This is a genomic window from Caulobacter sp. GW822-FHT07D08 (assembly GCF_058798735.1).
In genome coordinates this window covers 19,982-45,345 of record NZ_JBXAKU010000014.1, presented here as the reverse complement: position 1 = coordinate 45,345, position 25,364 = coordinate 19,982, and the positions used below count along the sequence as shown (strand labels likewise).

Sequence of the window (25,364 nt, the reverse complement as noted above, 5' to 3'; positions counted from 1 at the left end):
AAGATCGGCGGTCGGCAAGGTCAGCCGTGCACGGGCTCGACCAAAACGCCCGGTCGCGCGGCATCCAGGCCGAAGGTGATCGGTAGGTGGCGCACGTGCGGCGTCTGCAGGCCCAGGGCCTTGGCTCCACGCGCCACGGCCAGCTTGCCCAGCGCCGTCGGCCCGAAACCTTCCTGCACGCGCGGGCTCATGCCCATGCGCCGGCGCAGCACGCCGTTGGCGTAGATGACGTTGGCCCGCATCAAAGCCGGCGGGGTCATGAATTCGACCGAGATCGAGACGTTCAGCATGGGACCGTTCTCGATCCGGTGCGGAGCATTCTGCTTCCAGGTGACCATGTTCCCGGGCGTCAGCACCACTTCCTGAGCGCCCTTGTCCCATTCGGGTTCGAAGGCGAACTGCTCGGCGGTCTCGCGCAGGACGATCTTCTCCAGAGCCTGGTCGCCGACATAGGGGTCCGCCACCGGATAGACCCAGACCTTCTTCTCGCCGCGGAGCTGCCACAGCGACACCAGCGGCACGTCGAGGTGATAGAAGACCTGGGCGTTGGCGCTGGAGATCAGCATGCCGACATCGCGCTTGAAGGTGCGCAGGCCCGGCACGTGGGCTTCCTTGTCGGCGAAGATCTCATCGGCCAGGGCGGCGTATTCCGGCACATGCTCGTTGGTCTGGCGCAGGTTCAGCCAGATGCGGCCGGTCTTGGCCCCTTCCAGCAACTGATCTCCGGTCAGATCGCCGGCCGAGCCCTTGCGCCAGGTGGTCCAGGCCTTGGGATCCTCGCCCATGGTGAAGACGCCCAGCTTGTCGCGCGGATACTGGTCCAGCAGGCGCGCCAGGCCCTCGTCGTCGAACATCGGACGCTCGTGCAGGGCGTGCTTGAACATCAGGTTCTCGCGGCCGAAGGCCTTGGCCTTGTCCGCCGTCCAGTCGGTGATCACGCTCATGCGGTCCTCCCGTAGAAATGGATCTTGAAGGGGCCCCACCAGAAGGTCTTGCCCAGGCCGCGCGCGGCGCGGTCCAGCCATTCGGCGCGGTCCCTGGCGCGGGTCAGCCACTTGAAGCCGGCGACGGCCCCGAAGACGGCGGCCTGGCCCAGACCGATGATCATCCAGCGGGCGACGCCCAGAGTGTCGCGCGGCGTGGCCGCGGCGCAGTGCGAGGTCGGGCCCTGGCCGTAGGCGAAGGCGCGGGCGATCGTGTAGCGAAGGTTCATGCGGCTGGGCACCGGCTCTTCCCAGACCCAGGCGGCCGGCTCCCACGCGAAGCGCGCGCCGGCCACGCGCATGTGGCCGAACAGCATGTCGTCCTCGCCACCGATGTGATTGCGCTCGATCGCGAACGGCGTGACCGGATCCGGCAGGGCCGCGCGGCGGATCAGGCTGTCGCCGCAACCGTAGTAGTGGTCGAGGATACCGGCCTCGGCGGGACCTTCGCGCGAAAAAAAGCGCTCCAGATAGTCGCGGTGCTCGACGATGTGATCCGGGGCGCGAGTTCGGACCGGACCGAACACCACGTCGGCGTCGTAGCGGACCTGGGCCGCCAGCAGCGCCGCCAGCCAGCCGGCCGGGGCCTCCTCGTCGTCGTCCAGGAAGGCGATCAGCTCGCCCGAGGCGCGGACCATGCCGGCGTTGCGGGCGAAGGCCACGCCGGGGCGCTTTTCATGGACGTAGACCAAGGGGAACGGCGCGGCCTTGGCCAGCATGTCGGCCACGGGCTTGGCGGACGGGACCTGGTCGTTGTCAACGATCACCAGCTCTAGTTCGGCGCGGTCGACGCCGGTCTGGCCGAACACCGAGCGCGCCGCGACGGCCAGGCCGTCCGGACGCCGCTGTGTCGGAATCATGATCGTCACGCGCGGCATCAGACCTCCGGATGGTCTCCCTGGCGGCGATGCGCGCGCGAGGCCACGGCCCCGACGAAGTCGCGCACGCGGCCGGACATGGTCAGTTCGGTGCTGGCGATGGCGTCCATGCGGCGGCGCAGGCGGCCGACCGGACCCGCGCCGTGGGCGCCGGCCATCGTCCAGGCGTTCTCGATCGACAGCGCCATGCGCCCGCCGATCGTGGCGGCGGTCGCCGCGCCCTCGCCGATCGTCACGGTGTTGAGGCCGTAGGACCGCTTGTAGTGGTCATGGCCGGGGCCGAGATCGTAGCGGGATAGGCCCAGTTTCGGCATCGCCGCGATGGCGCGCAGGAAGAAGATCTGGCCCGGCGACCAGGCGGCGTGTTCGGGGGAGGTCGAGGCGATCCACGGATGGTACGCCTCGCCCAGGCGGACGCCGAAGTGGCCGCCCACCAGCGTGTCGCCGGCATAAAGGTTGATCATCAGCCCCCGGAAGTCGCCCGAGCGGCGGGCGAACAGGTCCGCCATCAACTCGCGGGTCCAGTCGGCGCGCAGGAAGTCGTGGGCGCCGGTGCGCTCCAGTTGCTCGCGCTTCCAGTCGATCAGTTGGTTGAACGCGTCGCGCGAAACATCGCCCGCGACCAGGCGCACCGGCCCGATCTCGCGGTCCAGCTTGTTGTCCAGGCGGCGGTAGTTCTTGATCTTCTTGGGGCTCGCGGCGCGGATGGCCTCCAGATAGGCCTCGGCGGTCGTCCCCCCCAGATCGATCAGATAGGCCGTGCGGTCGGTCTCCGGCGAGGCCGGGAACAGGCCATTCGGATCGACGAGGCCGGTGTAGCGGAACACCGAGACGTCAGCGGCGCGCAGCACCTGTCCCAGATCAAGTCCCGCATCGGGACGGGCCACCAGGCCGTGATAGTCCGACAACGGAGAACCGATCGGCCGCGCCAGGCCGCCCGGCCGGCGGTGATAGGCTAGAAAGCCCTGGGTCTGGCCGTCGCGGCGGACCACCGCCACGCGCGCGTCTTCCCGAACGCTTCCAATGGCTTGCGCGAAGTCGGGACCCAGCAACGGATTGCCGAAACCCGCCTGAGCGGCGGCCAGGCTCCGCCACAGCGCCACGTCTTCGGCGCTCAGCAGGCTCGGGTGTAGGGTTTCGACGTCCAACATGTCCACCTGTCCTACTCCGGCTCGGGTTAGGGAAAGATGGATCAAGGCCTGCAATCGGCAGGCCATGTGTCAGACCGGCGGTTCGGCCGGCCTTTTATGCAAACGTCGTCTTGAGGATCTTCTCCAGCCACAGCTGGTCGGTGGCGTCGAACGCGGCGGGTTTGTCGGAATCGACGTCGAACACCGCGATCAACTGGCCGTCGGGGCCGAAGACCGGCACGACGATCTCGCTCTCGGATCGGCTGTCGCAGGCGATGTGGCCCGGGAAGGCGTGCACATCCGGCACAAGCTGGGTCTCGCCCGTGGCCGCCGCCGCCCCGCAGACGCCGCGCCCATAGGCGATGCGCAGGCAGCCCAGCGAGCCCTGATAGGGCCCGACCACCAGTTCGCGCTCTTTCATGGGATCCACGACGTAGAAGCCGGTCCAGAAATAGTGGTCGAAGCTGTTGGCCAGCATCGAGGCCACGGTCGCCATGCGGGCGGTGACGTTGGGCTCGCCATCCAGCACGGACGCGATCTCGTCGGCGACCTCGGCATAGCGGGTCGCCTTGTCGGCGGAGAGGGTGATGTCGTTGAACGCTTCGGCCATGGCGGGGATATAGCGCGGCCATCAGCGGATGTCAGAGGGGCGGCGCGGGTTTAGGGCTTGGCCGGCTCAGCGGTCCCCGGCGGCGAGTACTTGCAGGCGCTGGCCTTGCGCTTGGCCATCAGGGCCTGGACCCACGCGCCGGTGTCCTCGCCGTCCACGAAGGTCGGCGGATTTGGATAGATCAGTTGGATCAGCGTGCCGTTCTCCAGGTCGGCGGCCTTGAAGGCCGGCGCCTTGGCGTCATCGACCTCCAGGGGGTCGATGACCGCGATCTTGAGGGCGGGGTCGCGCAGCTTCAGCCGCTCGACGGTTCCCAGGAAGGCCGCGCTATGGAAATTGCCGTTCAGATGCAGGACCTTTGAGCCCGGATGGGCTCTCAGCGCCATAAAAATGGCCTCGGCCATGGTGTCGTCGCGGGCGGTCTGGCCGGCCAGGCTGCGCTCGGCCTTCAGCGGCGCCTCGGGCGACTGGCCCCCGCCGCCGCCGTGGGCCGCGGCGCCCGACTGGAAGCGCATGTACTTGGCGCGATAGGCGCCGGTCCCCGGATTGAGATCGCGCGCGATCCAGCCGCGTTCCTCCGGCGTGAACTGGCTGAGGATCTCGGGGCCCCATTGGCCGATGCACGAGATCGCCCAGGTCGGCGCCTCGGCGGCCACCACGGGCAAGCCGTGGGTCCGGGCGAACTCGACCAGCGGCCGGTACGAGGTCGGATAGTTGTCCCAGGCCCTGCCCTTTTCCTTCAGCGCGTTCTCGCCGACCTTGCCGCCCAGATAGGCGTCGACCACCGGCTGGGTGTCGCGCTCGAACTGCTCCAGCGACAGGATGTAGCGCGGGTTCCTGGCCACCAGAGCGCGGAACAGCTTCTGCTGCCGCAGATGCACGCCGGGATGGCGGTGACTTTCGCCGAAGAACACGACGTCGTAGCCCGACAGCAACTCGGCGGCCTCGGCGAAGCTCACGACGCGGGGCTTGCCGGTCTCGGCGTCCTTCATGACGAACGCGGTATCGTAGAAGTCCTCCAGCCCCCGGCTCAGTTGGTAGGCGTCACCGACGGGCTTCACGATCGGCGCGGTCTGGGCCACGGCGCCCGACGTCATCAGCGACGACGCGGCCAGCGCCAGGATCGGCAGGGAAACAAGCCAGGACTTCATGGACATCGGCGCTCCAGGGATGAACCTCAAGTCCTGACGTATCCGGGTTGCCCGTCCCAACGCCAGCATTTTTGCGAACGACTTGCAAATAGACACATGACAGCGCTTGAGCGAACGTCGCTCCACCTCAAGTGGATTCTCGACATGAAGCTTCGCCTGCTCGTTGGCCTCCTGGCCGCGCTCGCCCTGCCCGCGCCGGCTGTCGCGCAAGTCGCCCCAGCCCCCGCGCGCCTGCCAGACGCAGCCCTGGCCACGGCGATCGCCGGCAGGTTGGCCGAGATGGGCGATGACTATTCGGGCGTCGTCATGGTCGCCCGCAAGGGCCAGCCGTTCGCGACCTTCGTCCAGGGTTGGGCCGATCGCGAGCGCAAGATCCCCAACACGGCGGACACCAAGTTCCGGGTCGGCTCGATGGACAAGACCTTCACCGCCGTCGCCGTGATGCAGCTGGCCCAGGCCGGCAAACTGGACGTCAACGCGCCGCTGATCACCTATCTCAAGGACTATCCCAACGCCGACTGGGCCCGGAAGGTCACCCTGCATCACCTGCTGACCCACCAGGGCGGCGCGGGCGACATCTTCACACCGGAATACGAGGCCAGGCGTGACCAGGTGCGGACGCTGCAGGATTATGTCGACCTGTTCGGCAAGCGGACCCCGGACTTCGAGCCGGGCTCCAAGGACGACTATTCCAACTACGGCTTCATCCTGCTGGGCCGGGTGATCGAGGCGGTCTCCGGCCAGAGCTACTACGACTATGTCCGCGACCACATTTTCCAGCCGGCCGGCATGACCGGCAGCGGCTTCGAACCGGAGACCACGCCCGTGCCCGGCCGCGCGGTGGCCTACGAACATGAGAAGGCTGACTTCACACTGGCCGGCGGCCTGCCTTGGCGCGGAACCTCGGCGGGTGGCGGCTACGCAACGGCGGAGGACTTCGTGAAGTTCGCCATGGCGCTCTACGACGGCCGCCTGTTGGACGAGACGCATCGCAAGCAGATGACCACGGGCTTCGTCGATCTGGGCGATGGCATGAAGTACGGCTACGGCATCGCCATCTATCCGAGCCCCCTGACCATCGTCGGCCACAACGGCGGCGCACCCGGCATGGCCGGCGACCTTCGGATCATCGACGGCGGCGAGGGCGTGATCGTCGCCCTAAGCAATGTCGCCCCGCCATTCCTGGCAGGGCGACTGAGCAAGTTCGTCTCGGATCGGTTCCAGGTAGCGCCCTAAAACTCTTCCCACTCGCCCGGACGTGAGCTCGGCGCGACCTTGAGGGCGTTCGCGCCCTGCACGTAGCGCTGGCGGAAGCTCTCGCGGGTTGGAGCCGCCGTCGGACGCTGGACCGGAGCCGCTGGACGGCGCTCGGCGCGGGCGGGCAGTTCGTGGACCACCGCGCCGACCTGGAAGCGGCCGATCAGGCGTTCCAGTTCGGCGGCCTCGGTCGAGAGCGCGTGGCTGGCGGCCGTCGACTGCTCGACCATGGCGGCGTTCTGCTGGGTGACCTGGTCCATCTGGTTCACGGCCTGGTTCACCTCGGCCAGGCCCACGGCCTGCTCCTTGGAGGACGAGGCGATCTCGCCGACCAGTTCGTTGATCTCGGCCACCTGGGTGAGGATCTGCGCCAGGGTCTCGCCCGTCTCGCCGACCAACTTGACGCCCTTGCCGACCTGGTCGCTGGAGGCGCGGATCAGGCCCCTGATTTCCTTGGCCGCATCAGCCGAGCGCTGGGCCAGGGCCCGCACTTCTTGAGCGACCACCGCGAAGCCACGGCCGGCATCGCCGGCGCGGGCGGCTTCGACGCCAGCGTTCAGCGCCAGCAGGTTGGTCTGGAAGGCGATCTCGTCGATGACGCCAATGATCTGGGTGATCGACTGCGAGGACTTCTCGATGCCGCCCATAGCCTGGACGGCTTCCTGGACCACCGCGCCGCTGCGTTCGGCGGCGGCCTTGGCGCTGATCGTCACCTGACGCGCCCGCTCGGCGCCTTCCGAGCTGCGCTTCACCGTGGCGGTGATCTGGTCGAGGGCGGCGGCGGTCTGCTCAAGGCCAGCGGCCTGGCGCTCCGTCCGCTGCGAAAGATCGTCGGCGGCGCTGCTGATCTCCGCGCAGCCGCCGCGGATGCTGCGGGCGGCGGTCAGGATGCCGGCCATGGTCGCCTGCAGGCTTTCGACGGCGGCGTTGAAGTCGCGCGGCATCTTCACCGCGTCGCCCTGGAAGTCGTCCTCGCGCATGCGCCAGATCAGGTCGCCGTCGACCAAACGCTCCATGCCTTCGCCGAGGTTGGCGACGGCCTTGGCCTGGGCGGCGGCGAAGGCTTGCGCTTCCTGCTCGTGACGCAGGCGGGCGGCCTCGGCCACGGCGCGCTCGGCCTCCTGCTCGGCCCGGCGGCGCTGACCATCGGCCAGGTCGTGGCGGAAGCCGTCCAGGGCGCGGGCGATGGCGCCGATCTCGTCGCCGCCGTCGATACCGGGAACGGCCTCGTCGTAGCGGCCGGCGCTCAGCTTGTCGACGCTGCGGGTCAGCCCCGTCAGTGGCTTCTTGACCAGGGCGGCGCTGGCGAAAAACAGCGCCGCCAGCACGGCGGCGGTGATGACAAGCCCGCCGACGAACAGGATCTTGGCCAGGCGGTCGGCGGGACCCGTGATGGCGGCCACCGGCACATCCATGACCAGGGCCCAGGTTGTATTCAAAGCCGGGATCGGGACGGGACGGATGATGCGGGCCATCGGCACGCCATTGTCGACGACGCCCTTGACCTCGACGATCGCGCCGCCGGCCAGGACGCTCTGCAGTTGGTCGGCGCCGGCATCCGAATACGGCTGGGTGCGCTTGGCCGGATCGGGATGGGCGATCCACTTGCCGCTCGGCGACAGCATCATCACCCGGCCGCCGCCCAGCGGCTTGAGGGCGCCCAGGGTCTTGGAGACGCTGTCCAGCGCCATGTCGAGACCGGCCGCGCCGATGAACCGGCCGTGCGAGAACACCGGGTAGACGACCGAGGTCATCAACACCGACTTGCCGGCGACCTCGTAGGAATAGGGCTCGACGACGGTCGACTTCCCCGTCTGCTTGGGGATGGCGTAGTAGGGCTCCTGGTACTCGTTGCCCTGGTCCAGCGGCTGAAAGATCACCTTGTCGCCGTCGTGCACCCAGTACGGCGAGAAGTTGCCGGCCTTGTTCGAGCCCGACGCGGTGTTGCCGACGAACTCGGCGTCCTTGCCGTCGAAGGCGTTGGGCTCGGCCATGTACCAGCTGCCCAGCACCATCGCCGAGGACTCGGCGTTGGGCTTCAGCATCTGGACCACCGTGGCCCGGTCGGTCATGCCCGCCTCATGGGCCGCGCCGATCGAGACGGCCATCGACCGCGCCGTCGACTGGACCTTGCCGATGTCGGCCTGGACACTCTGGATCGCGTCATCGGCCACCGCACCGGCGTAGCGGTTGGTCAGGCCCGAGACGATCGCGCTGGTGTGCGACGACACCGCGACCGCCGCGGCGATGAGCAGGAAGCCGATCGCGAGACCCGCCACGAGGATCAATTTCCAGGCGATGGTCAATCGACGGAACGCTGTCATGAAGGTCTCCGGCCGCGAGCAGGGCTGTTAACCCTGTCTTCGCGGCCGAATCCTAAACTACCCGTTAACCATGCCGCGGACGCGCCGAACTGCGACAATCCGCGCATCCCGAACAGTTACCCTAGCGGGAGAAACGGGCCTTCACAGGCGCGTAGTTGTCCCACACCTGGCCGTCGCTGACCGAGCGCAGCAGCTTGACGTATTCGGCGTGGCTCCAGGCCAGGGGCGTAGCGCTGTCGGTCCCCTCGCCGCGCGTGTAGCCATGAGCGCTCGGCGCGCCGACGCCGTCCCAGACCTGTTCGGGGATCAGCAGGCCCTCGTTGGCGAACAGCTCCATGGCGCGGACATAGGTGTCGCGGATCTTCTTGATGGAGGCCGCGTCGGGTTCTCCCGAGACACCGGCCAGGGCCAGTTCGTAGTGACCGCGCTCGCCGGTGAAGATCGGCCACACGCGGCCGCGCTGGCCCGGACGCATCTGGCCGTCGGCCCCGTAGTTGGCGCCGGTCTTGGTATCCTCGCCATAGCCGTCGACGCCGTAGCGGCGCCAGCCGGGGAAGGTTCCGTCGACGCCGGGGAAGGTGAAGCCGTAGCGGACGCGATAGAGGTCCTCCATCGCCTCGTCGTCCAGCTTGGGCAGGCTGGCGACAATGGCCGGATCGTCGGCGCGGCGCACGCCGTAGCGGACCAGCTCCAGGAAGCCGGCGTCCAGCATCCTGTCCTCGGGGACCGCCGTCTGGCCGTTGCGTTCCTCGACCGGGCTCTTGTTGTCCGGGTCCTGGTCGCTGTTGAGGCGCAGGTAGTAGTGACCGTCGCCGAACGCGCCCTTGGTCGTGACCATGCGGGCCTCGACCTTGGATGAATAGTCGTCGGCGGTTCTGCGGTAGGTCTCGGCGGAGGCGTTGTCGCCAGCGGCCTCGGCGATGTCGCCGGCCACGACCAGACCCGCGATCACGGCGGCGGTCGTCGAAGGCGAGTAGCCACCCTGCTCTTCCCAGCGCTCCTGCTGGGTGAACGGCGGGGTGATGGTCGCGTGGTTCCAGCCCAGGTCGACCTTGCCGCCCTTGACCAGGAAGTCGGCCGCCGGCTTCAGCATCTCGCCGTAATAGGTCTTCAGCTCGGCCTCCGACAGCCAGCCCAGCTTCCGCAGCTTCCAGCCCAGCATGATCGGCATGGCCGTCTGGTCCAGCTGGACGCCGACCCATTCGGGCGTACCGTCGACGTGCGACTTCTGCAGGAACCAGCCGCCATCGCCCTTATTGCCGGGCGTCTTGGCTCCGACCTGCACCGTCGGCAGGTAGTGGAAAGCCGCCAGCGGCGTCTCCTTGTCGCCCAGGGCGGCCAGGGCCATGGCGCATTGGTAGAAGTCGCGCGGCCAGACGGCCTTGTAGCCGGTCGAAGACTGGGTGGCGTCGACCGTGTCGCCCCACGGGTTCGACAGCGAGGCGATCAGGGCCCCGGCGTGGGTGCGATCCTCCTGGACCTTCAGCATCAGGGCCGAGGCCTGGACCAGCTTGCCGCCGTCTTCCGACGCTTCACGCAGGCGCGGCAGCTGCGTCAGCGAGGCCAGATAGTCTTCCCAGCCCACCCGCGCGCCCTCGCCGTTGAAGCGGGCCAGCACCTCGGCATAGCCGGTCTTCAGCGTCGCGGCGGCGGTGGCGTCGGCGACCTTGGCGTCCGGACCGAAGCCGACGGCGAAGTCGAAGGTCGCTTCCTTGCTTACGGCCGGCAGTTGGCCGGTCAGGACGATCGCGCCCTTGGCCGAGGTCGTCGTGGCCTTCAGGCCGAGCAGCGCGTCGTTGTCCTTCAACACGCTGGCGGAGGCCTTGGCGAAAGGCTTGGTCCCCTTCAGGCTCAGGAACGCCTTGCCCTCGTAGGCGGTCAGCGCCGCCGTCGAGGCCGCGCCGGTATCGCCGCCGCCGGTGTTGGCCATGTGCGGCTCCAGCACCAGGGTCGGCGTGACTGGGCCCCTCAACGCCTTGACGGTCACGCGCACGAACAAGGCGTTACGGTCCGGGTCGGTGAAGATCCGCTTCTCGATGACGAAGCGGCCTTGGCGGTCGGTGGTGGTGATCTTGTAGGCCGGCGACAGCGGACGGCCGGCCGCGTCGACATGCAGATATTCGGTCTTCGACGTGGTGTCCGCGCCCTCGACCGCCAGGCCCGTCGCGGTCTGGACGGCGATGCGCATCTGCTTGATCTGGGCCTCGTGGATCAGGCCGTACATGGTCTCGGTCAGCACGCCGTCGGCGATCGAGAACCAAACCTTGGACACCGCCCCGGTCTTGCCGCCGGCCTTGTAGGCCCCGTCGACATAGGCCTCGTAGGACGCGCCGACCCCGGTCTTGGCCGCATAGGCCCAGGTGGTGGGCGCGGCGGCGTGGGCGCCGCTGGCGGTGAAGGCGGCGGCCGAGGCCAGGGCGAGAAGTTTCAGGCGGCGCATGGCGAGGACCTCGTCAGGCTGGAAGGGAAAGGGAGGATCAGGCGGGCTCGCCGGCGACACGGTCGCGGACGAGGAAGGTCGTGGCGGCGGCGATGGCGAAGGATGCGGCCCCCAGCACCAGGGCGTAGATCGCCTGGCCGCCGAAGAAGCTCTTCAGCAGCAGGCCCAGCACCGTCGCGGCCAGCAGCTGCGGGATGACGATGAAGAAATTGAAGATGCCCATGTAGACGCCCATCTTCCGCGCCGGCAGGGCCCCGGCCAGGATCGAGTACGGGGCCGACAGGATCGAGCTCCAGGCGAAGCCGACGCCGATCATGCCGATCCACAGCATCCCCGGCTCGCGGATCAGCAGGAATGACAGCAGGCCCAGGGCGCCCAGGATCAGGCAGGCGGCATGGCTGACCTTGCGGCTGGTAGCCTGAACCATCAGCGGGATGACCAGGGCCGCCAGGGCCGCGACGCCATTGTAGACGGCGAACAGCACGCCCACCCAATCCGCGCCTTGGTTATAGGCCTTCGACGTTGCATCGACGGCGTGGAAGTGGACCGCCGCCACCGCGGGCGTCGTGTAGATCCACATGGCGAACAGACCGAACCAAGAGAAGAACTGCACCACCGCCAGCTGGCGCATGGTCTTGGGCATGCGGAAGAAGTCGTCCAGCACTTCGGAAAAGCCGTTTTGCGTCATGCCTCGCCGCTTGAGGCGAACGCCGACCACTCCCGCCACGCCGAACACGGCCAGCAGGCCCGCCAGGACATAGAGCTCCTTCTCCAGCTTCCAGCCCCAGACGATCAGGGCCAGGGCCAGCCCGCCCAGCAAGCCGCCCAGAGCCAGGCCGAGATAGGCGTTGACTGACGGCTCGGGGTTCTCGTGGACGCCGTTGTCGAACTCGGCCGCCTCGAACGCCTCCAACTGCTGGGGCGTGTATTCCTTGGTCGTGAACACCGTCCACATCACGGCCAGCAGCAGGCCGGCGCCGCCGGCGTAGAAGGCGATCCGCACGGCGTCGGGGATCTGCCCCGCCGGCGCCGTGTTCGACACGTGGAGCCAGTTGGTCAGCATCCACGGCAGGGCCGAGGCCAGCACCGCGCCCAGGCCGATGAAGAAGCTCTGCATGGCGTAGCCGGTGGCGCGCTGCTTGTCGGGCAGGTTGTCGCCGACGAAGGCGCGGAACGGCTCCATGGTGATGTTGATCGAGGCGTCCATCAGCCACAGCGCGCCCGCCGCCACCCACAGCGCGGGCGCGTTGGGCATGACGAACAGGGCCAGGGTGGTGAGGATCGCGCCCCAGAAGAAGTACGGCCGGCGGCGACCCAGACGCCCCCAGGTTTTGTCGGACAGATGACCGATGATCGGCTGGACCAGCAGGCCCGTGGCCGGCGCGGCGATCCACAGGATCGCCAGATGGTTCACATCGACGCCCAGGGTCTGGAAGATGCGGCTGGTGTTGGCGTTCTGCAGGCCGAAACCGATCTGGATTCCGAAGAACCCAAAGCACATGTTCCAGATCTGCAGGAAACTGAGCCTCTGCCTGGCCATCGGTCCTCCGCCCCGCTCCGACCGCCGGTTAGCCCGACTGGTTCGCAAGTTTTTTCATGAACTTTCGTGACGGGCATTTGCGCATGCGCCGTCAATGGGCGCAACGGAGAATCCATTATTTGTTGAGATTTCTCGCGAAAAGGCCACCCAAAACCCGACATCCGCCACCGGCGGCGCGGCAAGGTTCGCGCCATGATTTGCAGTAGTTTTCACGCCCATTTTCAATCGGCTCGGCTTGCAAACCCCATCGAACGGCGCCTTATGGGCCTCTGAAAAAGTTTGCAGAAATCTTTGCAGCATCAACAGTCGAACAGGGACGGGCGTAAGGTGAGCAAGGGGGCGACGCGACTGGAGGACCTGGCCAAGCTGGCGGGGGTTTCGATCTCGACCGCGTCGCGAGCCCTCAACGACAGCCCGGCCGTCAACAAGCGCACCAAGCAGCTGATCTGGAAGCTGGCGCGCGAGATGGACTATCCGTTCCGCCGCTACATGCCCGCCGGTCCGATCGGGGCCGAGGCGACGATCGCCATCGTCACGCCCCGTCCGCAGGGCCGCGCCAGCAGCATGTCGGATCCGTTCTTCCTCGAGCTGCTGGCCGGCGTCGGCGAGGCGGCCCGCGAGCGCGGCTGCGACGTGATCCTCAGCCACATCGCCCCGACCAATTTCGAGGACCTGTCCTCGGCCATGACCACCAGCCGGGCGGAGGGCGTGATCTTCCTGGGCCAGAGCTCACTGCACGCGGCCTTCAACCGCCTGGCCGAGACCGAGAACCGTTTTGTGGTCTGGGGCGCCCAGCTGCCGGACCAGAACTATTGCTCGGTCGGCTCGGACAACGTGATGGGCGGCCGCCGCGCCACGCTTCACCTGCAGCGCCTGGGCCGCAAGCGCATCGTCTTCCTCGGCGACACCGAGGCCCCCGAGGCCATGCAGCGCCATCGCGGCTATCTGGACGCCCTCGATCACGCCAAGCTGGGCGTCGACCCAGACCTGATCGTCCCAGCCCACTTCGAGGTCGAGTCGGCCGAGGCCGCCGTCGACAGCCTGATCCATCACGGCGTGGCGTTCGACGGCGTCGTCGCGGCGTCCGACCTGATCGCGCTGGGCGCCATGCGGGCCCTGAAGCACGCCGGTCTGTCGGTTCCCGGCGACGTCTCGGTGATGGGCTTCGACAACGTCCCCTTCAGCCGCTACGCCAGCCCGGCGTTGAGCACCATCGCCCAGGACACCAACAAGGCCGGCCGGCTGATGGTCTCCAAGCTGCTCGACAGCGGCGAGCGGGCCAGCCGGTCCGAACGCGTGCCGACGGACCTGATCATTCGCGAAAGCTGCGGCGGTTAAACCCGTCGCGCGATCAGCCCGGCGCACGGCGGCATTTCGCCCTCGCCGCCCAGGTTGACCCCGTCGACGATCGCCCACCCCTCCGGCAGCGACCAGGTCGCCGCCTCATGGCCGAGATTGAAGGCCAGCAGCACCGCGTTCGCCCCCTCCCCGCGCTGGAAGATCAGCAGCGGGCTGTTGGTGTCGACGAAGCTGATCGCGCCGGTGCGCAGGGCGGGATAGGCTTTCCGCAAGGCGATCAGGCGACGCGCCACATGCAGGGTCGAGGTCGGATCCGCCTCCTGGACGTCCACCGCCAGCGGCAGGTGCTCGGGATCGACCGGCAGCCAGGGCTCGACACGCGAGAAGCCGGCGTTGATAGCGCCACCCACCCACGGCATCGGCGTGCGGGCGCCGTCGCGACCCAGGGTCTGGGGCCAGTTGGCGATGGCCTCGGGATCCTGCAGGCGCTCGAACGGCACATGGGCTTGCGGCAGGCCAAGCTCCTCGCCCTGATAGACGAAGACATTGCCGCGCAGGCCCATCAACAGCAACAGGCACATCTCGGCGAAGGCCTTTCGGTCGCGCCCCTCGGCCCAGCGCGACACCGCGCGCGGGGCGTCGTGGTTCGAGAAGGTCCACGACGGCCAGCCCTCCCCGTCCTCGCCCGGCCACATGGCCGCGCCGCGCGGGATCATGTCGCCGGTCAGCTTGTCGGCATAGAGATAGAGGAAGCCGTAGGCGCTGTTCAGGCGGTCGTTTCCGGCGGTGAACAGCTTCATCTCGCGGTCGGCGTGATCGCCGCCCACTTCCGCCACCGAGAACCGGCCGCCCGCCGCGTCGGTCAGCGCCCGCAGGCGGCTCAGGAACTTCGGGATGTCGGCGTGGCTCTGGTTGTGGATCTTGTCCTGGAAGTCGAACGGCCGCGTGCGCTTGCCGCCCGGCGGCAGCGGCGGATTGTCCGTGAACTTCGGGTCGTGCATCGAGAAGTTGATGGCGTCGAAGCGGAAGCCGTCCACGCCCTTGTCGATCCAGAACTGGGTGACGGCCAGGAGAGCCTCCTGCACCGCCGGATTGTGCAGATTCAGCTGCGGCTGGCTGCTGAGGAAGTTGTGCATGTAGTACTGGCCGCGGCGGGCGTCCCAGGTCCAGGCCGGGCCGCCGAACACCGACTGCCAGTTGCTGGGCGGGCTGCCGTCCGGCTTGGCGTCGGCCCAGACGAACCAGTCGGCCTTGGCGTTGGTCCGGTCCTGACGGCTTTCCGTGAACCACGGGTGCTCTTCCGAGGTGTGGGAGAACACCAGGTCGATGATGATCTTCAGATCTAGGGCGTGGGCCTTGGCGATCAGGGCGTCGAAGTCGGCCAGGGTCCCGAAGATCGGATCGACGTCGCGATAGTCGGAGACGTCGTAGCCGAAGTCCTTCATCGGCGAGGTGAAGAACGGCGACAGCCACACCCCGTCCACGCCCAGCGAGGCGATGTGGTCGAGATGGCCGGTGATCCCCGGCAGGTCGCCGACCCCGTCGCCGTTCGAGTCGGCGAAGCTGCGCGGATAGACCTGATAGATCACCGCGCCGCGCCACCACTCCGCGTTCATCGACGTCTCCGCACCGGGGCGAACCAGAACCTGCACTGTCACTATCGTCCCTCGGAAACGCAAATCATGTAGTCGAGCGGCTTCAGCTCGATGGAATAGCTGCCGGGCGCGGTCGCCGTCGCGGCGCATGCGCCGTGCAGCGCCCGCCAGGCGACGGAACCGGTCTCGACCGGGATATTGGCGTTCAGCGGCTGGTCGCCGGTGTTGAAGACAGCCAATACCTCGGTCTTGCCCAACAGACGCGAGAAGGCCAACAGGCCGGGCTTTTCACTGGCGACACGGACCACCTGGCGCCCTTCGCGCAGCGCCGACGTCGCCTGGCGCAGCCTGGCGAGTTCGGCGATACGGCCATAGAGCAGAGCGTCGGTCCCGAAGGCGGATCTCGGCCCTTTGGCGTTTGAGCCGATCAGACGGTTGTCGTTGTAGCTGGCCACCTGGCTCGCAAACATGTCCTCGCGGCTGTCCGCGTAATCGCCGTCGCCGGTGAAGCCTTGCTCGTCGCCGTAGTAGATCGTCGGGACACCCCGCGCGGTCAGCATCAGGGCATTGGCCAGGGTGACACGGGCCAGCAACTCGTCATCGCCTATCCCTGGCTTGGCCTTCAGCGCGAACCAGCCGATCCGGCCCATGTCGTGATTGCCCAGGAAGGTCGGCAGCTGACGCGCGGTCGCCTCGCCGCCTTCGTAGACGGGATCGGCGGCGAAGACGCGGGCCAGGCGATCGGTCCCGGTCCGGCCCAGGGCGACATCGGCGACCGCCGCCTGGAAGGCGAAGTCCAGCACGGCCGGCAGCCTGTCGACCTTGGTGTGACTGGCCAGGATCGCCGGATCGGCGTCGAACACCTCGCCGAAGATGTGGAAGTTCGGGATGCCCTTGGCCTTGGCGCGCGCCAGCATGGCCGGAACAAAGGCCTGCCAGAACTCGGGGTTCACGTGACGGGCGGTGTCGATGCGGAAGCCGTCGATCCCGAAATCGTCGATCCACTGGCCGTAGATCTCGATGAAGCCCGCGACCACGCGGGGGTTCTCGGTGAAGACGTCGTCCAGCGTGGCGAAATCGCCCAGCAGCGAGCTCTCGCCCGCGAACGTGCTGTCACCCCGGTTGTGGTAGTAGATCGGGTCGTTCAGCCAATCCGGCTTCTTGAGGTGCTCCTGCCCCGCCGGAACATAAGGCGTGTAGGCCCAGCTCGGCGTCTTGAGCTTGGTGAAGTCCTTGCCGTCGAAACCAGCATTGATCGGCGCGCCGCCGAGGCCGCCTTGGCGAACATAGGGATAGTCGGCGACGCCACGATGCGCGCAGCGGCCGTCCGGACATTCCTTGTACTGGATGACGTCGGCCGTGTGGTTCACGACGATGTCCATATAGACCTTCAGGCCCCGGGCATGGGCCGCGTCCACGAGCACCTTGAACTCGGCCCTGGTCCCGAAGTGGGGATCGACATCGGTGAAGTCGGTGATCCAGTAGCCGTGGTGCGCGGCCGACTCGTGGCCGGGCGACCCTTGCACCGCGCGGTTCTTGAAGATCGGCGCCAGCCACACCGTCGTCGCGCCCAGGCCCTGGATGTAGTCCAGCCGCCGGGTCACGCCCTTCAGATCGCCGCCGTGATAGAAACCTGCCCGCGTCGGGTCGAAGCCGTCGACCAGCGGCCCCGCCCCCCTTTGCGTGATGGGGGGTCCGCCGTGGTCATTGGCCGCGTCGCCATTCTCGAAGCGGTCGGGCAGGACGAAATAGATCACTTCGTCCTGGGGCTTGCGGAGGCGATAGGAGCCCGGAGCAGCGCACGCGACCGAGGCCAGCGCACCCACGCCAAGCACGCCCAGGGCCGTCACGGCCAGCAGCGTTCGTCGCCAAGGCGTCAACGCCGACATCGCTCCCTCCCCTCGCGGCGGACGACAGCCGCCATTGCAATTATTTGCAAGAATTTGCAGAACCAACAGCAACCTGTCAATCCGCCCGACGGACTGGATTTGCAGACCCTTCCAACAAATTTGCGCAGCACAAGTGGCGCAAAGAAACCACACAACGCCCCATTCCGGTGATCCCACGGCGAGCCCGGCGCCGGATTTGCAATTTTTTGGGTTGATTACAGCGCGTTAATTTGCGGTAGTTTGCAGCAACGGCCCGATCGCAAGTTTGCAAGAGCGCAGAGCCGGACAGGGAGGGAGCATTCCATGAACACCCAAGTTTCGCGTCGTCGTGCGTGGCTGATGGCGGGCGGCGCCACCGGCCTGGTCCTGGCGTTCGCCGTGGCCGGCTCGGCTCAAGCGCAAACCACCGCACCCGCTGCTCAGGATGACAGCAAGGTCGAAGAGATCGTCGTCACCGGCATCCGCCGCGGCATCGAAGGCGCCATCTCGCTGAAGAAAAGCTCGACCTCGATCGTCGAAGCCGTCTCGGCCGAAGACATCGGCAAGCTGCCGGACATGTCGATCGCCGAGTCGATCGCGCGTCTTCCCGGGTTGACCGCACAGCGCCTGGACGGTCGCGGTCAGGTCATCTCGATCCGGGGCCTGGCGCCGGACTTCACCACCGCCCTGCTGAACGGCCGCGAGCAGGTCTCGACCGGCGACAACCGCGGCGTCGAGTTCGACCAGTATCCGTCGGAACTGCTGAGCGCCGTCGTGGTCTACAAGACCCCGGACGCCGGCCTGATCGGCCAGGGCTTGGCCGGCACCGCCGACATGCGCACCGTCCGTCCGCTGGCTTTCGGCAAGCGCGCCCTGGCGATCGGCGCCCGCTACGAGTGGAACGACATCGGCGCCCTGAACGCCGGCACCAAGGCCCACGGCAACCGCTTCTCGATCTCGTACATCGACCAGTTCATGGACGGTAAGCTGGGCCTGGCCCTGGGCTACGCCCACATGGAGTCGCCCTATCAGGCCGAGCGCTGGAATTCATGGGGCTATCCGACCGACGCCTCGGGCAACCTGGTGATCGGTGGCGCCAAGCCGTACGTGCAGTCCAGCATGCTGAAGCGCGACGGCGTCATCGGCGTCCTGGAGTTCAAGCCCACCGACAATTTCAGCTCGTCGCTGGACGTCTTCTATTCGAAGTTCAAGAACCACCAGATCCAGCGCGGCATCGAACTGCCGCTGGTCTGGGGCGGCGTGCCGCTGACCGGGGCCCAGGCCTCGGGCGGCTTCGTCAACAGCGGCGCCTTCAACGGCGTCAAGGGCGTGGTCCGCAACGACGGCAACGACCGCGACGCGACCATCAAGTCGGTCGGCTGGAACAACAGGTTCAACGTCGGCGACGACTGGGCCCTGGTCAGCGACCTGTCGTGGTCGAAAGTCGACCGCACCGACCAGATCGTCGAGAGCTATTCGGGCACGGGCCGCTCGGGCGTCGGCGCGACCGACAACATGACGTTCTCGATGAACGACGACGGCGTGGCGATCTTCAAGTCGACCTTGAACTACGCCGACCCGAACGTGATCAAGCTGACCAGCCCGCAAGGCTGGGGCGGCGACATCATCACCGGCGGCCAGGACGGCTATCTGAACCAGCCACACATCGAGGACGAGCTGAAGGCGGCCCGTTTCTCGGCGACCAAGGCGCTGGACGACGGCCTGTCGAGCTTCGAGGTCGGCTTTAACTACAGCGAACGCTCCAAGGGCCTCGTCAATGACGAGTGGTTCCTGCGCGCGAAGGGCTCGCCGGCCAGCGTCGCGCTCCCCTCGTCGGCCATCGTCGGCACGACCTCTCTGGCCTTCATCGGCATCGCCGGCATGGTCAGCTACGATCCGTTCGCCCTGATCAAGAACGGCGCGTACGACCTGGTCCGGAACCCGAACTCGGATGTGCTGGTCAAGAGCTGGGACGTCGAGGAAAAGGTCACGATCGGCTATGTGAAGGCCAATATCGACGCGGCCGTCGGCAGCGTGCCGGTCACCGGCAACTTCGGCTTCCAGATCGTCAACACCGACCAGAGCTCGACCGCCCTGGGCGCCAGCGGCACGGGCGCGGGCGTGACCCGCACCAACCTGTCGGGCGGCAAGACCTATACCGACTTCCTGCCCAGCATGAACCTGCAGTTCCACCTGCCGGCCGAGCAGACCCTGCGCTTCGCCGTCGCCCGCACCCTGGCCCGTCCGCGGATGGACCAGATGCGCGCCAGCAAGACCTTCAGCTACGACGCCGCCAAGGCCGGCAACAGCAACATCAACTTCTCGCCCTGGAGCGGCACGGGCGGCAATCCCGAGCTCGAACCCTGGCGCGCCGACGCCTATGACGTGTCGTACGAGAAGTACTTCGGCCGTCAGGCCTATGTCTCGCTGGCCGCCTTCTACAAGGACCTGAAGACCTACGTCTACGATCAGAGCGTCGTGTTCGACTTCACGGGCTTCCCGACCGGCGGCGGTCCGACCCCGGCCACGCGCCTGGGCCTGGTCACCACGCCGCAGAACGGCAAGGGCGGCAATCTGAAGGGCGTCGAATTCGCCGCCTCGATCCCCGGCGCGCTGTTCACCGACGTGCTGGACGGCTTTGGCGCCACCTTCAGCGCTTCGTACACCGAGAGCTCGATCCAGCCCAACCCGAGCGATCCGACCCAGCAGATCCCCGGCCTGTCCAAGACCGTCGCCAACCTGACCGTCTATTACGAGAAGAACGGCTTCTCGTTCCGCGTCAGCGACCGCTACCGCTCGAAGTTCCTGGGCGAGGTCACCGGCTTCGGCAACGGCCGCAACTACCGGATGGTCAAGGGCGAGTCCGTCGTCGACAGCCAGATCGGCTACACCTTCAGCGACGGCCCGATGGAGGGCCTCTCGGTCCTGGCCCAGGTCAACAACCTGACCAACGAGCCCTTCGTCACCTACCAGAACAACGATCCGCGCCAGGTCATCGACTACCAGAACTACGGTCGCACCTATCTCGTCGGCCTGAACTATCGGTTCTAAGCCGACCACTCCTTCCCCGAAGAAGCCTTGGCGCCCCTGTCGGTCCTGCCCGACAGGGGCTCTTTTTCGCCTGAAGCTTCGCCTTTCAAGCTCTCTTTAGGATTGAGCCGGATAGTGCCGCCCATCTGGGGGAGCGCACGATCATGCCGACCAAATCCATCCGTCTGGCCATCCTACTGGCGAGCGTCGCCGCCGGCTTGAGCGCCTGCGCCACCCGCGAGGAGGTCGCCGCCCTGCGCCAGCCGGCCATGCCGCCGGTCGCCGTGGCCAAGGCCTCGCCCGCCCGCGCCTTCTATCGCAACGTCGCCGTCCAGGCCGTCGAAGGCGCGCCGGAGTTCCGCTGGTTCGATGGCGGCGCCGTCGTCACCACCCGCCCGACCCGCGTCCAGGTGGTCGAGAGCCTGAACAACCACCTGCGCCGCGCCGAGATGCTGGCCCCGACGCGGCTCGACGCCGAATACATGCTCTACACGACCTTCGAAGAGCTGCGCGGCCCCAACGTCTGGTGGGGAACCGACAAGCTGGCCTCGGCTCGCGTCACCTTCCGGCTGGTGCGCTGGCGCACCGGCGAGGTGGTCCGCGAGAAGACGCTGGAAGCGTCCTACGAGGCGCGCTGGACCGGGATCACGCCCGACATCGCCCGCGCCGCCATCGCCGGCCCGCTGGGCGTCTCGCGCGACCGCGTGCTGGCCCTGCCCGGCGGGGCCATCGGCGGCATCGCGCTGGGCTACTACGTCAACCAGAACCTGATCGTCTCGATCTATGACGCGCCCTATGCCGGCCTCGTCGGCGCGGCCCAGGCCGCCGCCATCGGTGGTCCCAGCCGCCTGGGTCCCGGCTTCGACGCCGCCTTCAGCACCGCGCTAGCCGTCGGCACGGCCTCGGGCCGCTTCCAGGACCTGGAGGCCATGCTGGCCGGCGGCGTGATCAGCGCGGCCGGCGCCGCGGCGGGTCCCGTCCCGGCGGGCCGCGAGATGTCCCAACAGGGCGAGGTCACCACCGCCTTCAACGGCCGCGACCGGCGCCTGGCCGCCACGCGCGGCCTGATGGACCTGGCCTTCGACCTCTTCATGAACGAGCTCAGCCACGACGGCTCGGTGGTCTACAAGACGGCCGTCTCGTGCCGCGCCCTGAACGGCGACAGCGACCGCGGCCCCTACCTGGCCGAGACCGCAGGCGCCTACGCCGTCGACTGCCCGGGCGCGCGCTACAACGACGCCAAGACCACCAAGGCGTTTCCGAGCCGGTTCTAAAGCTTCTCCGCCCGCTCGGCCGCGCGGCGCCTGACCACGCGGAACAGCAACGGCAGCAGGTCCCAGTTGAAGGCCCCGATCGCGAAGCCGAACAGATAGGCCTCGCGCATCGGCGCCCAGGAGATCGGCGGCAGCGCCGCCTTGACGAAGAACGCCGCCAGGATGACGGCCGAGGCGGTGGCGCAGACCAGCCGGATCGTCAGCTCGCGCGGGCTCGCGCCGCTCGGCGCGCCCACCTGCACCAGGCCATAGACGGCCACGCCGCCGAGCGCGCCCACGATCGCGCGCAGGCGGTCGGGATCGATGTCCATCACAGCCTCCTTACGGCCTGGGATCTTGGGGTCACGGCGTCCGGTCGTTCCAGTCTGCATCGCGGCCGCGACGGCGCCCGGAACGTCCTCGCCGTTAACAAATGTGCCTAGGACCGACGGAAGAGTCGATTGCCCGCGTGCGCGCATGCGTCCGAGTCTGACGCATATCCGACCGGAGTCCGTCTCGGCTCGGTCACCCCAACTGTCGTCCATGGCGAGCGGCGCCATTTACGCGAGCGCGGTAAAGATATACAAGTATGAGTAGTCTATAGATCAGAGACCCGAATAGAGAGCTTTCGCCCACCCGCCCCGCCGCCGCGCGGCCCGCCCCTGGAGGACAGACGATGAGCAAGTGGCATCCCGTGGTCGTGAAGCTGCAGAAACTGATCAAGGACAATGGCTGGGAGGCGCGGTTCGAGAAGGCCGTCGCCCAGGCCCGCGCATGGAACATCCCGGAACTGGCCGACCTGAAGGACCTCGAGAGCTACTACGTCTATATCAACGACTTCCTGCGCTGGGTCCCCAGCGAGAACGAGCCTGGCCGCGAGGTCTATAACAAGCTCTGCAAGTTCTACTTCGTGCTCGACCAGGACGCGGTGATCGACCTGCAAAACAAGGTCGTTCCGCTGAACAAGGCCGCGCCCCTGACGCCGTTGTCGGCATGGCTGGTCGACTATGCCGACGCCCTGGGCGCCTTCCTCGACACGCCGGAATCCCTGACGCCGGCCTCGCTGGAGAGCTTCCGCAAGTCGCCGAGCTACAATCTGGGCGACTACATCGAGCCGCACGGCGGCTGGAAGACCTTCAACCAGTTCTTCGCCCGCAACTTCAAGCCGGGCTACCGGCCGGTAGCGGCGGTCGCCGATCAGAGCGTCATCGTCTCCCCCGCCGACTCCACCTTCGCCGGCCAGTGGGAGATCCGCACCGACAGCCACGTGACGGTCAAGAACCTGCACTGGAAGATCGAGGAGCTGATGGAGGGCAGTCCCTACAAGGACCGCTTCAAGAACGGCCTGTTCATGCACGCCTTCCTGGGGCCCAACGACTATCACCGCCAGCACGCACCGGTCGGCGGCACCGTGCTGGAGTCGCGCGTCATCCCGGGCCAGGTCTATCTGGAGGTCGTGGCCGAGCCGGTGGCCGGCGACGAGAACGGCGCTCATAAGCTGAAGCCCCTGCGCGCCTTCGACGCCCCGGACGCCGCCGGCTACCAGTTCGCCCAGGCCCGCGGCCTGATCGTGCTGGACACCCCGATCGGCCTGGTCGCGGTGCTGCCGATCGGCATGTGCCAGGTCTCGTCGGTGATCGTCACCGCCGAGGTCGGCGTCACCCTCCGCAAGGGCGAGGAGCTGGCCTACTTCCAGTTCGGCGGCTCGGACATCATCGTGCTGTTCGAAGCCAAGTCCAACGTCAGCTTCGTCGCCCAGCCGGGCGTTCACTACAAGACGGGCGTGAAGATCGCGGATGCGTATCCAGTGGTGTGGGGGGGGATGCAGCGCGATCCTGAGGCCCCTTCCGGATGCCGGATACTGATCTCGCGCGCACACTGCGCGTGAAGAGAGAAGGGCGTCATCATGCGCACTCCCGAAATCCATCTCCTGAACTTCCGCTGCTATGCTGTCTGGCTGGACGAGTGCGGACAGATCAAGCAGGTCGCCGACATACCCCCATCAATAGGAGGCGAGAGCCAGCATAGGCTTGTTTCGGACCAGCGTTTTTGGAACCGTCCTGTACCGGCAGACGAGTTCCTCGCGATCCAACAGTCTGCATCTATCCGCTAGAACAGGGGGCCGCTGCCAGCGCTTGGCGGCGGCCTTTTTCTTGGCAGAGAGCAGATCAACGAATTCAAAGAGTTGGTAGGCCTGGAGGTATCCACTTTATGTTGAAACGTATCAACTTTTTGGTGTCGATACCAACAGCAATGCTCATCGACAAATGCTCGATACACCAGCCTTAGGTTTTCATACTCCAAGGGCAGAATTAGACAACATCTATCACCTACCCCTACGGAGACAACGATGCGATCTGTGCAATCTCCTTCCACACGGCGTATTCAGTTGCGCGATCCATAAATCCAAAAACACCAGAATATATCTCTTTACTCAATTTATCACGGGCATTTCTGGGTGTCTTTGAAATATCGAAACGACCATCGTGCGCAACCTCATTCCTAATATTGTAGGACGCTGCTACTGCTTCCCATAAGGTTACTACACCACCGCCTTGATCAACCCCTCCAGCTGATCCTTCTAGGACACGCGTCACGCCCGAATGGGTCCCCTGATATATGGCGGTCAAACTCCCACTCCGGAGGTAGGAGTAAACCTTGCCTTCTTTCCTTTCGGTAGTCAGTGTCTTCCCGCTGCCCAGCTTAATCTGGGTTTGATCGAGATTTAGAAGAGGCGTCGATGAGGCTGTTATTCTCCTATCGGCTATCAATTCTAATATCGCCCACTGACGGAAAAATCGGAATGAACGATCTCGCTCCGATATAGATTGAACAAACAACTCCACAATAAGCCTAGCATAAGGATTCGATTTAATTATCGGATATACATATTCAACCCTACGCATATTTGCGCTTGAAAACATTGGCGGCAATAGATTTCCGCGGAAGTCATATTTAGTAGAATCAATTCGCCAATTTCCATTTTCGTGATGCAAAATTAGAGAAAGAACCGGAAATGGTTTGTCCCCACGTTCGCTTGCAATGATAGTTGAAATATCTTGCACAAACCGAGTCGCAAAGGCGAATGCAGATTGCTCCGTCAGAGCAACTATTTTATGAAAATTTACTGAAAACATCGGCTGATATATAAGCTGATCGTTAAGATCGCCACCAAATGGTATGCTTATCGTATGGCTATCCAGCAAATATTGCCTTACAGCTTCGAATGTAGATTCGTTGCTTAAACCAGGAGAAATTGGAAATATTGACACACCTTCCATCGCGGACGGAAAATGAATATTTACACCAGCAAAGAAGAAAACGATCTCAAACGCCTTAGATCCAGCCTCATGCCCGTCTTCGGCATATAACGGTGACAAATTTCGACTAGCCATAGACTTTCGTTCAGACTTATATCGACTTTCATCGAATTTTTCTATGACACCATCGTTATAAATAAAGTATTCCGTGCATATCGCATCGCGACCATCCGTCGATAAACTGAATGCGTAGCTGTCAGAACAACCTATGTGGACACAATACAGACATCCATTTTCAACATTATCGATTTCATTCGGCAACATAGTGCCAATCTGATCGATATTTAGAGCGGTGCACCAAACCGTCTCTTCTCGAATTTTACCTAGATGATTCACGTGGATTGTGAAAAACGGCTTCTCAAGCGTAGCCTCTCCGGCGACACCCAGACGCACCTTATTGGGACCTGATCCTCGTTCGATCATGAGACGGGGCTTCGACATGTTCGTCCTAAATTCCGAGCCCGACCGACCACTGCATAGCCGTGCGAGGGTGAGGGTACACAATCAGCCACTCATTGCCCTGCCGATCGTTCGCAATGTCGGCTCAGAACAGGACGAACAAACATTGTGGGCGGATGCCCCTGCATCATGACCAGGCGCGGCTCCCGCATTTGGCGATGCGCAGGCGCCGGATTGGCCTCGACGCTCCTCACTTCAGTTCGTAGCGGGTTCGAGTCCTGCAGTGG

General features: G+C 65.9%; 16 protein-coding genes and 1 pseudogene. 5 read left to right on the top strand and 12 right to left on the bottom strand.

The genetic code is table 11. The features are described 5' to 3' along the window. Positions 1–20 precede the first annotated feature (20 nt). The 5 genes from AC1RJ9_RS21290 to AC1RJ9_RS21270 all read right to left on the bottom strand — a co-directional run bounded on the left by AC1RJ9_RS21290 (position 21) and on the right by AC1RJ9_RS21270 (position 4,752). The gene (locus AC1RJ9_RS21290) at positions 21–1,025 is read right to left on the bottom strand and encodes a hypothetical protein (RefSeq protein WP_492839954.1); all 1,005 of its coding nucleotides are present in this window, start codon (positions 1,023–1,025) and stop codon (positions 21–23) included. Continuing rightward, positions 941–1,861, bottom strand: coding sequence for a glycosyltransferase family 2 protein (locus AC1RJ9_RS21285; protein ID WP_492839953.1), 921 nt, complete (start codon positions 1,859–1,861; stop codon positions 941–943). The genes AC1RJ9_RS21290 and AC1RJ9_RS21285 overlap by 85 nt, the downstream gene beginning before the upstream one ends. Beyond that, on the bottom strand, positions 1,861–3,012 hold the full coding sequence (locus AC1RJ9_RS21280; RefSeq protein WP_492839952.1) for a GNAT family N-acetyltransferase: 1,152 nt from the start codon (positions 3,010–3,012) through the stop codon (positions 1,861–1,863). The genes AC1RJ9_RS21285 and AC1RJ9_RS21280 overlap by 1 nt, the downstream gene beginning before the upstream one ends. A 94-nt stretch (positions 3,013–3,106) precedes the next feature. Then, positions 3,107–3,601 (bottom strand): GAF domain-containing protein, encoded by a 495-nt coding sequence (locus tag AC1RJ9_RS21275; protein ID WP_492839951.1) that lies wholly within the window; start codon positions 3,599–3,601, stop codon positions 3,107–3,109. Between the two features lie 50 nt (positions 3,602–3,651). Next, entirely contained in the window at positions 3,652–4,752 is a 1,101-nt protein-coding gene (locus tag AC1RJ9_RS21270) for a ChaN family lipoprotein (RefSeq protein ID WP_492839950.1), read from the bottom strand. Between the two features lie 144 nt (positions 4,753–4,896). On the opposite strand from AC1RJ9_RS21270, the gene AC1RJ9_RS21265 reads away from it, so the two are divergent. Continuing rightward, on the top strand, positions 4,897–5,988 hold the full coding sequence (locus AC1RJ9_RS21265; RefSeq protein WP_492839949.1) for a serine hydrolase domain-containing protein: 1,092 nt from the start codon (positions 4,897–4,899) through the stop codon (positions 5,986–5,988). Here the strand turns inward: AC1RJ9_RS21265 and AC1RJ9_RS21260 are convergent. The 3 genes from AC1RJ9_RS21260 to AC1RJ9_RS21250 all read right to left on the bottom strand — a co-directional run bounded on the left by AC1RJ9_RS21260 (position 5,985) and on the right by AC1RJ9_RS21250 (position 12,313). Further along, complete coding sequence (locus AC1RJ9_RS21260) at positions 5,985–8,333, bottom strand: methyl-accepting chemotaxis protein (protein WP_492839948.1); 2,349 nt, start codon at positions 8,331–8,333, stop codon at positions 5,985–5,987. The genes AC1RJ9_RS21265 and AC1RJ9_RS21260 overlap by 4 nt on opposite strands. Before the next feature lie 121 nt (positions 8,334–8,454). Next, positions 8,455–10,773, bottom strand: coding sequence for a glucan 1,4-alpha-glucosidase (locus AC1RJ9_RS21255; protein WP_492839947.1), 2,319 nt, complete (start codon positions 10,771–10,773; stop codon positions 8,455–8,457). A gap of 37 nt (positions 10,774–10,810) precedes the next feature. Continuing rightward, entirely contained in the window at positions 10,811–12,313 is a 1,503-nt protein-coding gene (locus AC1RJ9_RS21250) for an MFS transporter (protein ID WP_492839946.1), read from the bottom strand. 235 nt (positions 12,314–12,548) lie between these two features. Between AC1RJ9_RS21250 and AC1RJ9_RS21245 the strand changes: the two are divergent. Continuing rightward, positions 12,549–13,651: pseudogene (locus AC1RJ9_RS21245) on the top strand (LacI family DNA-binding transcriptional regulator). On the opposite strand, the gene AC1RJ9_RS21240 reads toward AC1RJ9_RS21245, so the two are convergent. Continuing rightward, complete coding sequence (locus AC1RJ9_RS21240; protein WP_492839945.1) at positions 13,648–15,291, bottom strand: alpha-amylase family glycosyl hydrolase; 1,644 nt, start codon at positions 15,289–15,291, stop codon at positions 13,648–13,650. The pseudogene AC1RJ9_RS21245 and the gene AC1RJ9_RS21240 sit on opposite strands and share 4 nt — an antisense overlap. Then, positions 15,270–17,096 carry an alpha-amylase family glycosyl hydrolase gene (locus tag AC1RJ9_RS21235; RefSeq protein WP_492839944.1) on the bottom strand — a complete coding sequence of 609 codons (1,827 nt, stop codon included), beginning with the start codon at positions 17,094–17,096 and terminating at the stop codon, positions 15,270–15,272. The genes AC1RJ9_RS21240 and AC1RJ9_RS21235 overlap by 22 nt, the downstream gene beginning before the upstream one ends. Positions 17,097–17,399: 303 nt before the next feature. On the opposite strand from AC1RJ9_RS21235, the gene AC1RJ9_RS21230 reads away from it, so the two are divergent. Both AC1RJ9_RS21230 and AC1RJ9_RS21225 read left to right on the top strand, forming a co-directional pair. Continuing rightward, entirely contained in the window at positions 17,400–20,126 is a 2,727-nt protein-coding gene (locus tag AC1RJ9_RS21230; protein ID WP_492839943.1) for a TonB-dependent receptor, read from the top strand. 143 nt (positions 20,127–20,269) lie between these two features. Further along, complete coding sequence (locus AC1RJ9_RS21225; protein ID WP_492839942.1) at positions 20,270–21,379, top strand: hypothetical protein; 1,110 nt, start codon at positions 20,270–20,272, stop codon at positions 21,377–21,379. On the opposite strand, the gene AC1RJ9_RS21220 is transcribed toward AC1RJ9_RS21225, so the two are convergent. Next, complete coding sequence (locus tag AC1RJ9_RS21220; RefSeq protein WP_492839941.1) at positions 21,376–21,690, bottom strand: hypothetical protein; 315 nt, start codon at positions 21,688–21,690, stop codon at positions 21,376–21,378. The two genes, AC1RJ9_RS21225 and AC1RJ9_RS21220, sit on opposite strands and share 4 nt — an antisense overlap. Positions 21,691–22,034: 344 nt before the next feature. On the opposite strand from AC1RJ9_RS21220, the gene AC1RJ9_RS21215 reads away from it, so the two are divergent. After that, the gene (locus tag AC1RJ9_RS21215) at positions 22,035–23,246 is read left to right on the top strand and encodes a phosphatidylserine decarboxylase (RefSeq protein ID WP_492839940.1); all 1,212 of its coding nucleotides are present in this window, start codon (positions 22,035–22,037) and stop codon (positions 23,244–23,246) included. A 448-nt stretch (positions 23,247–23,694) separates the two neighbouring features. On the opposite strand, the gene AC1RJ9_RS21210 is transcribed toward AC1RJ9_RS21215, so the two are convergent. Next, positions 23,695–25,101 (bottom strand): hypothetical protein, encoded by a 1,407-nt coding sequence (locus tag AC1RJ9_RS21210; RefSeq protein WP_492839939.1) that lies wholly within the window; start codon positions 25,099–25,101, stop codon positions 23,695–23,697. Between the last annotated feature and the right edge of the window lie 263 nt (positions 25,102–25,364).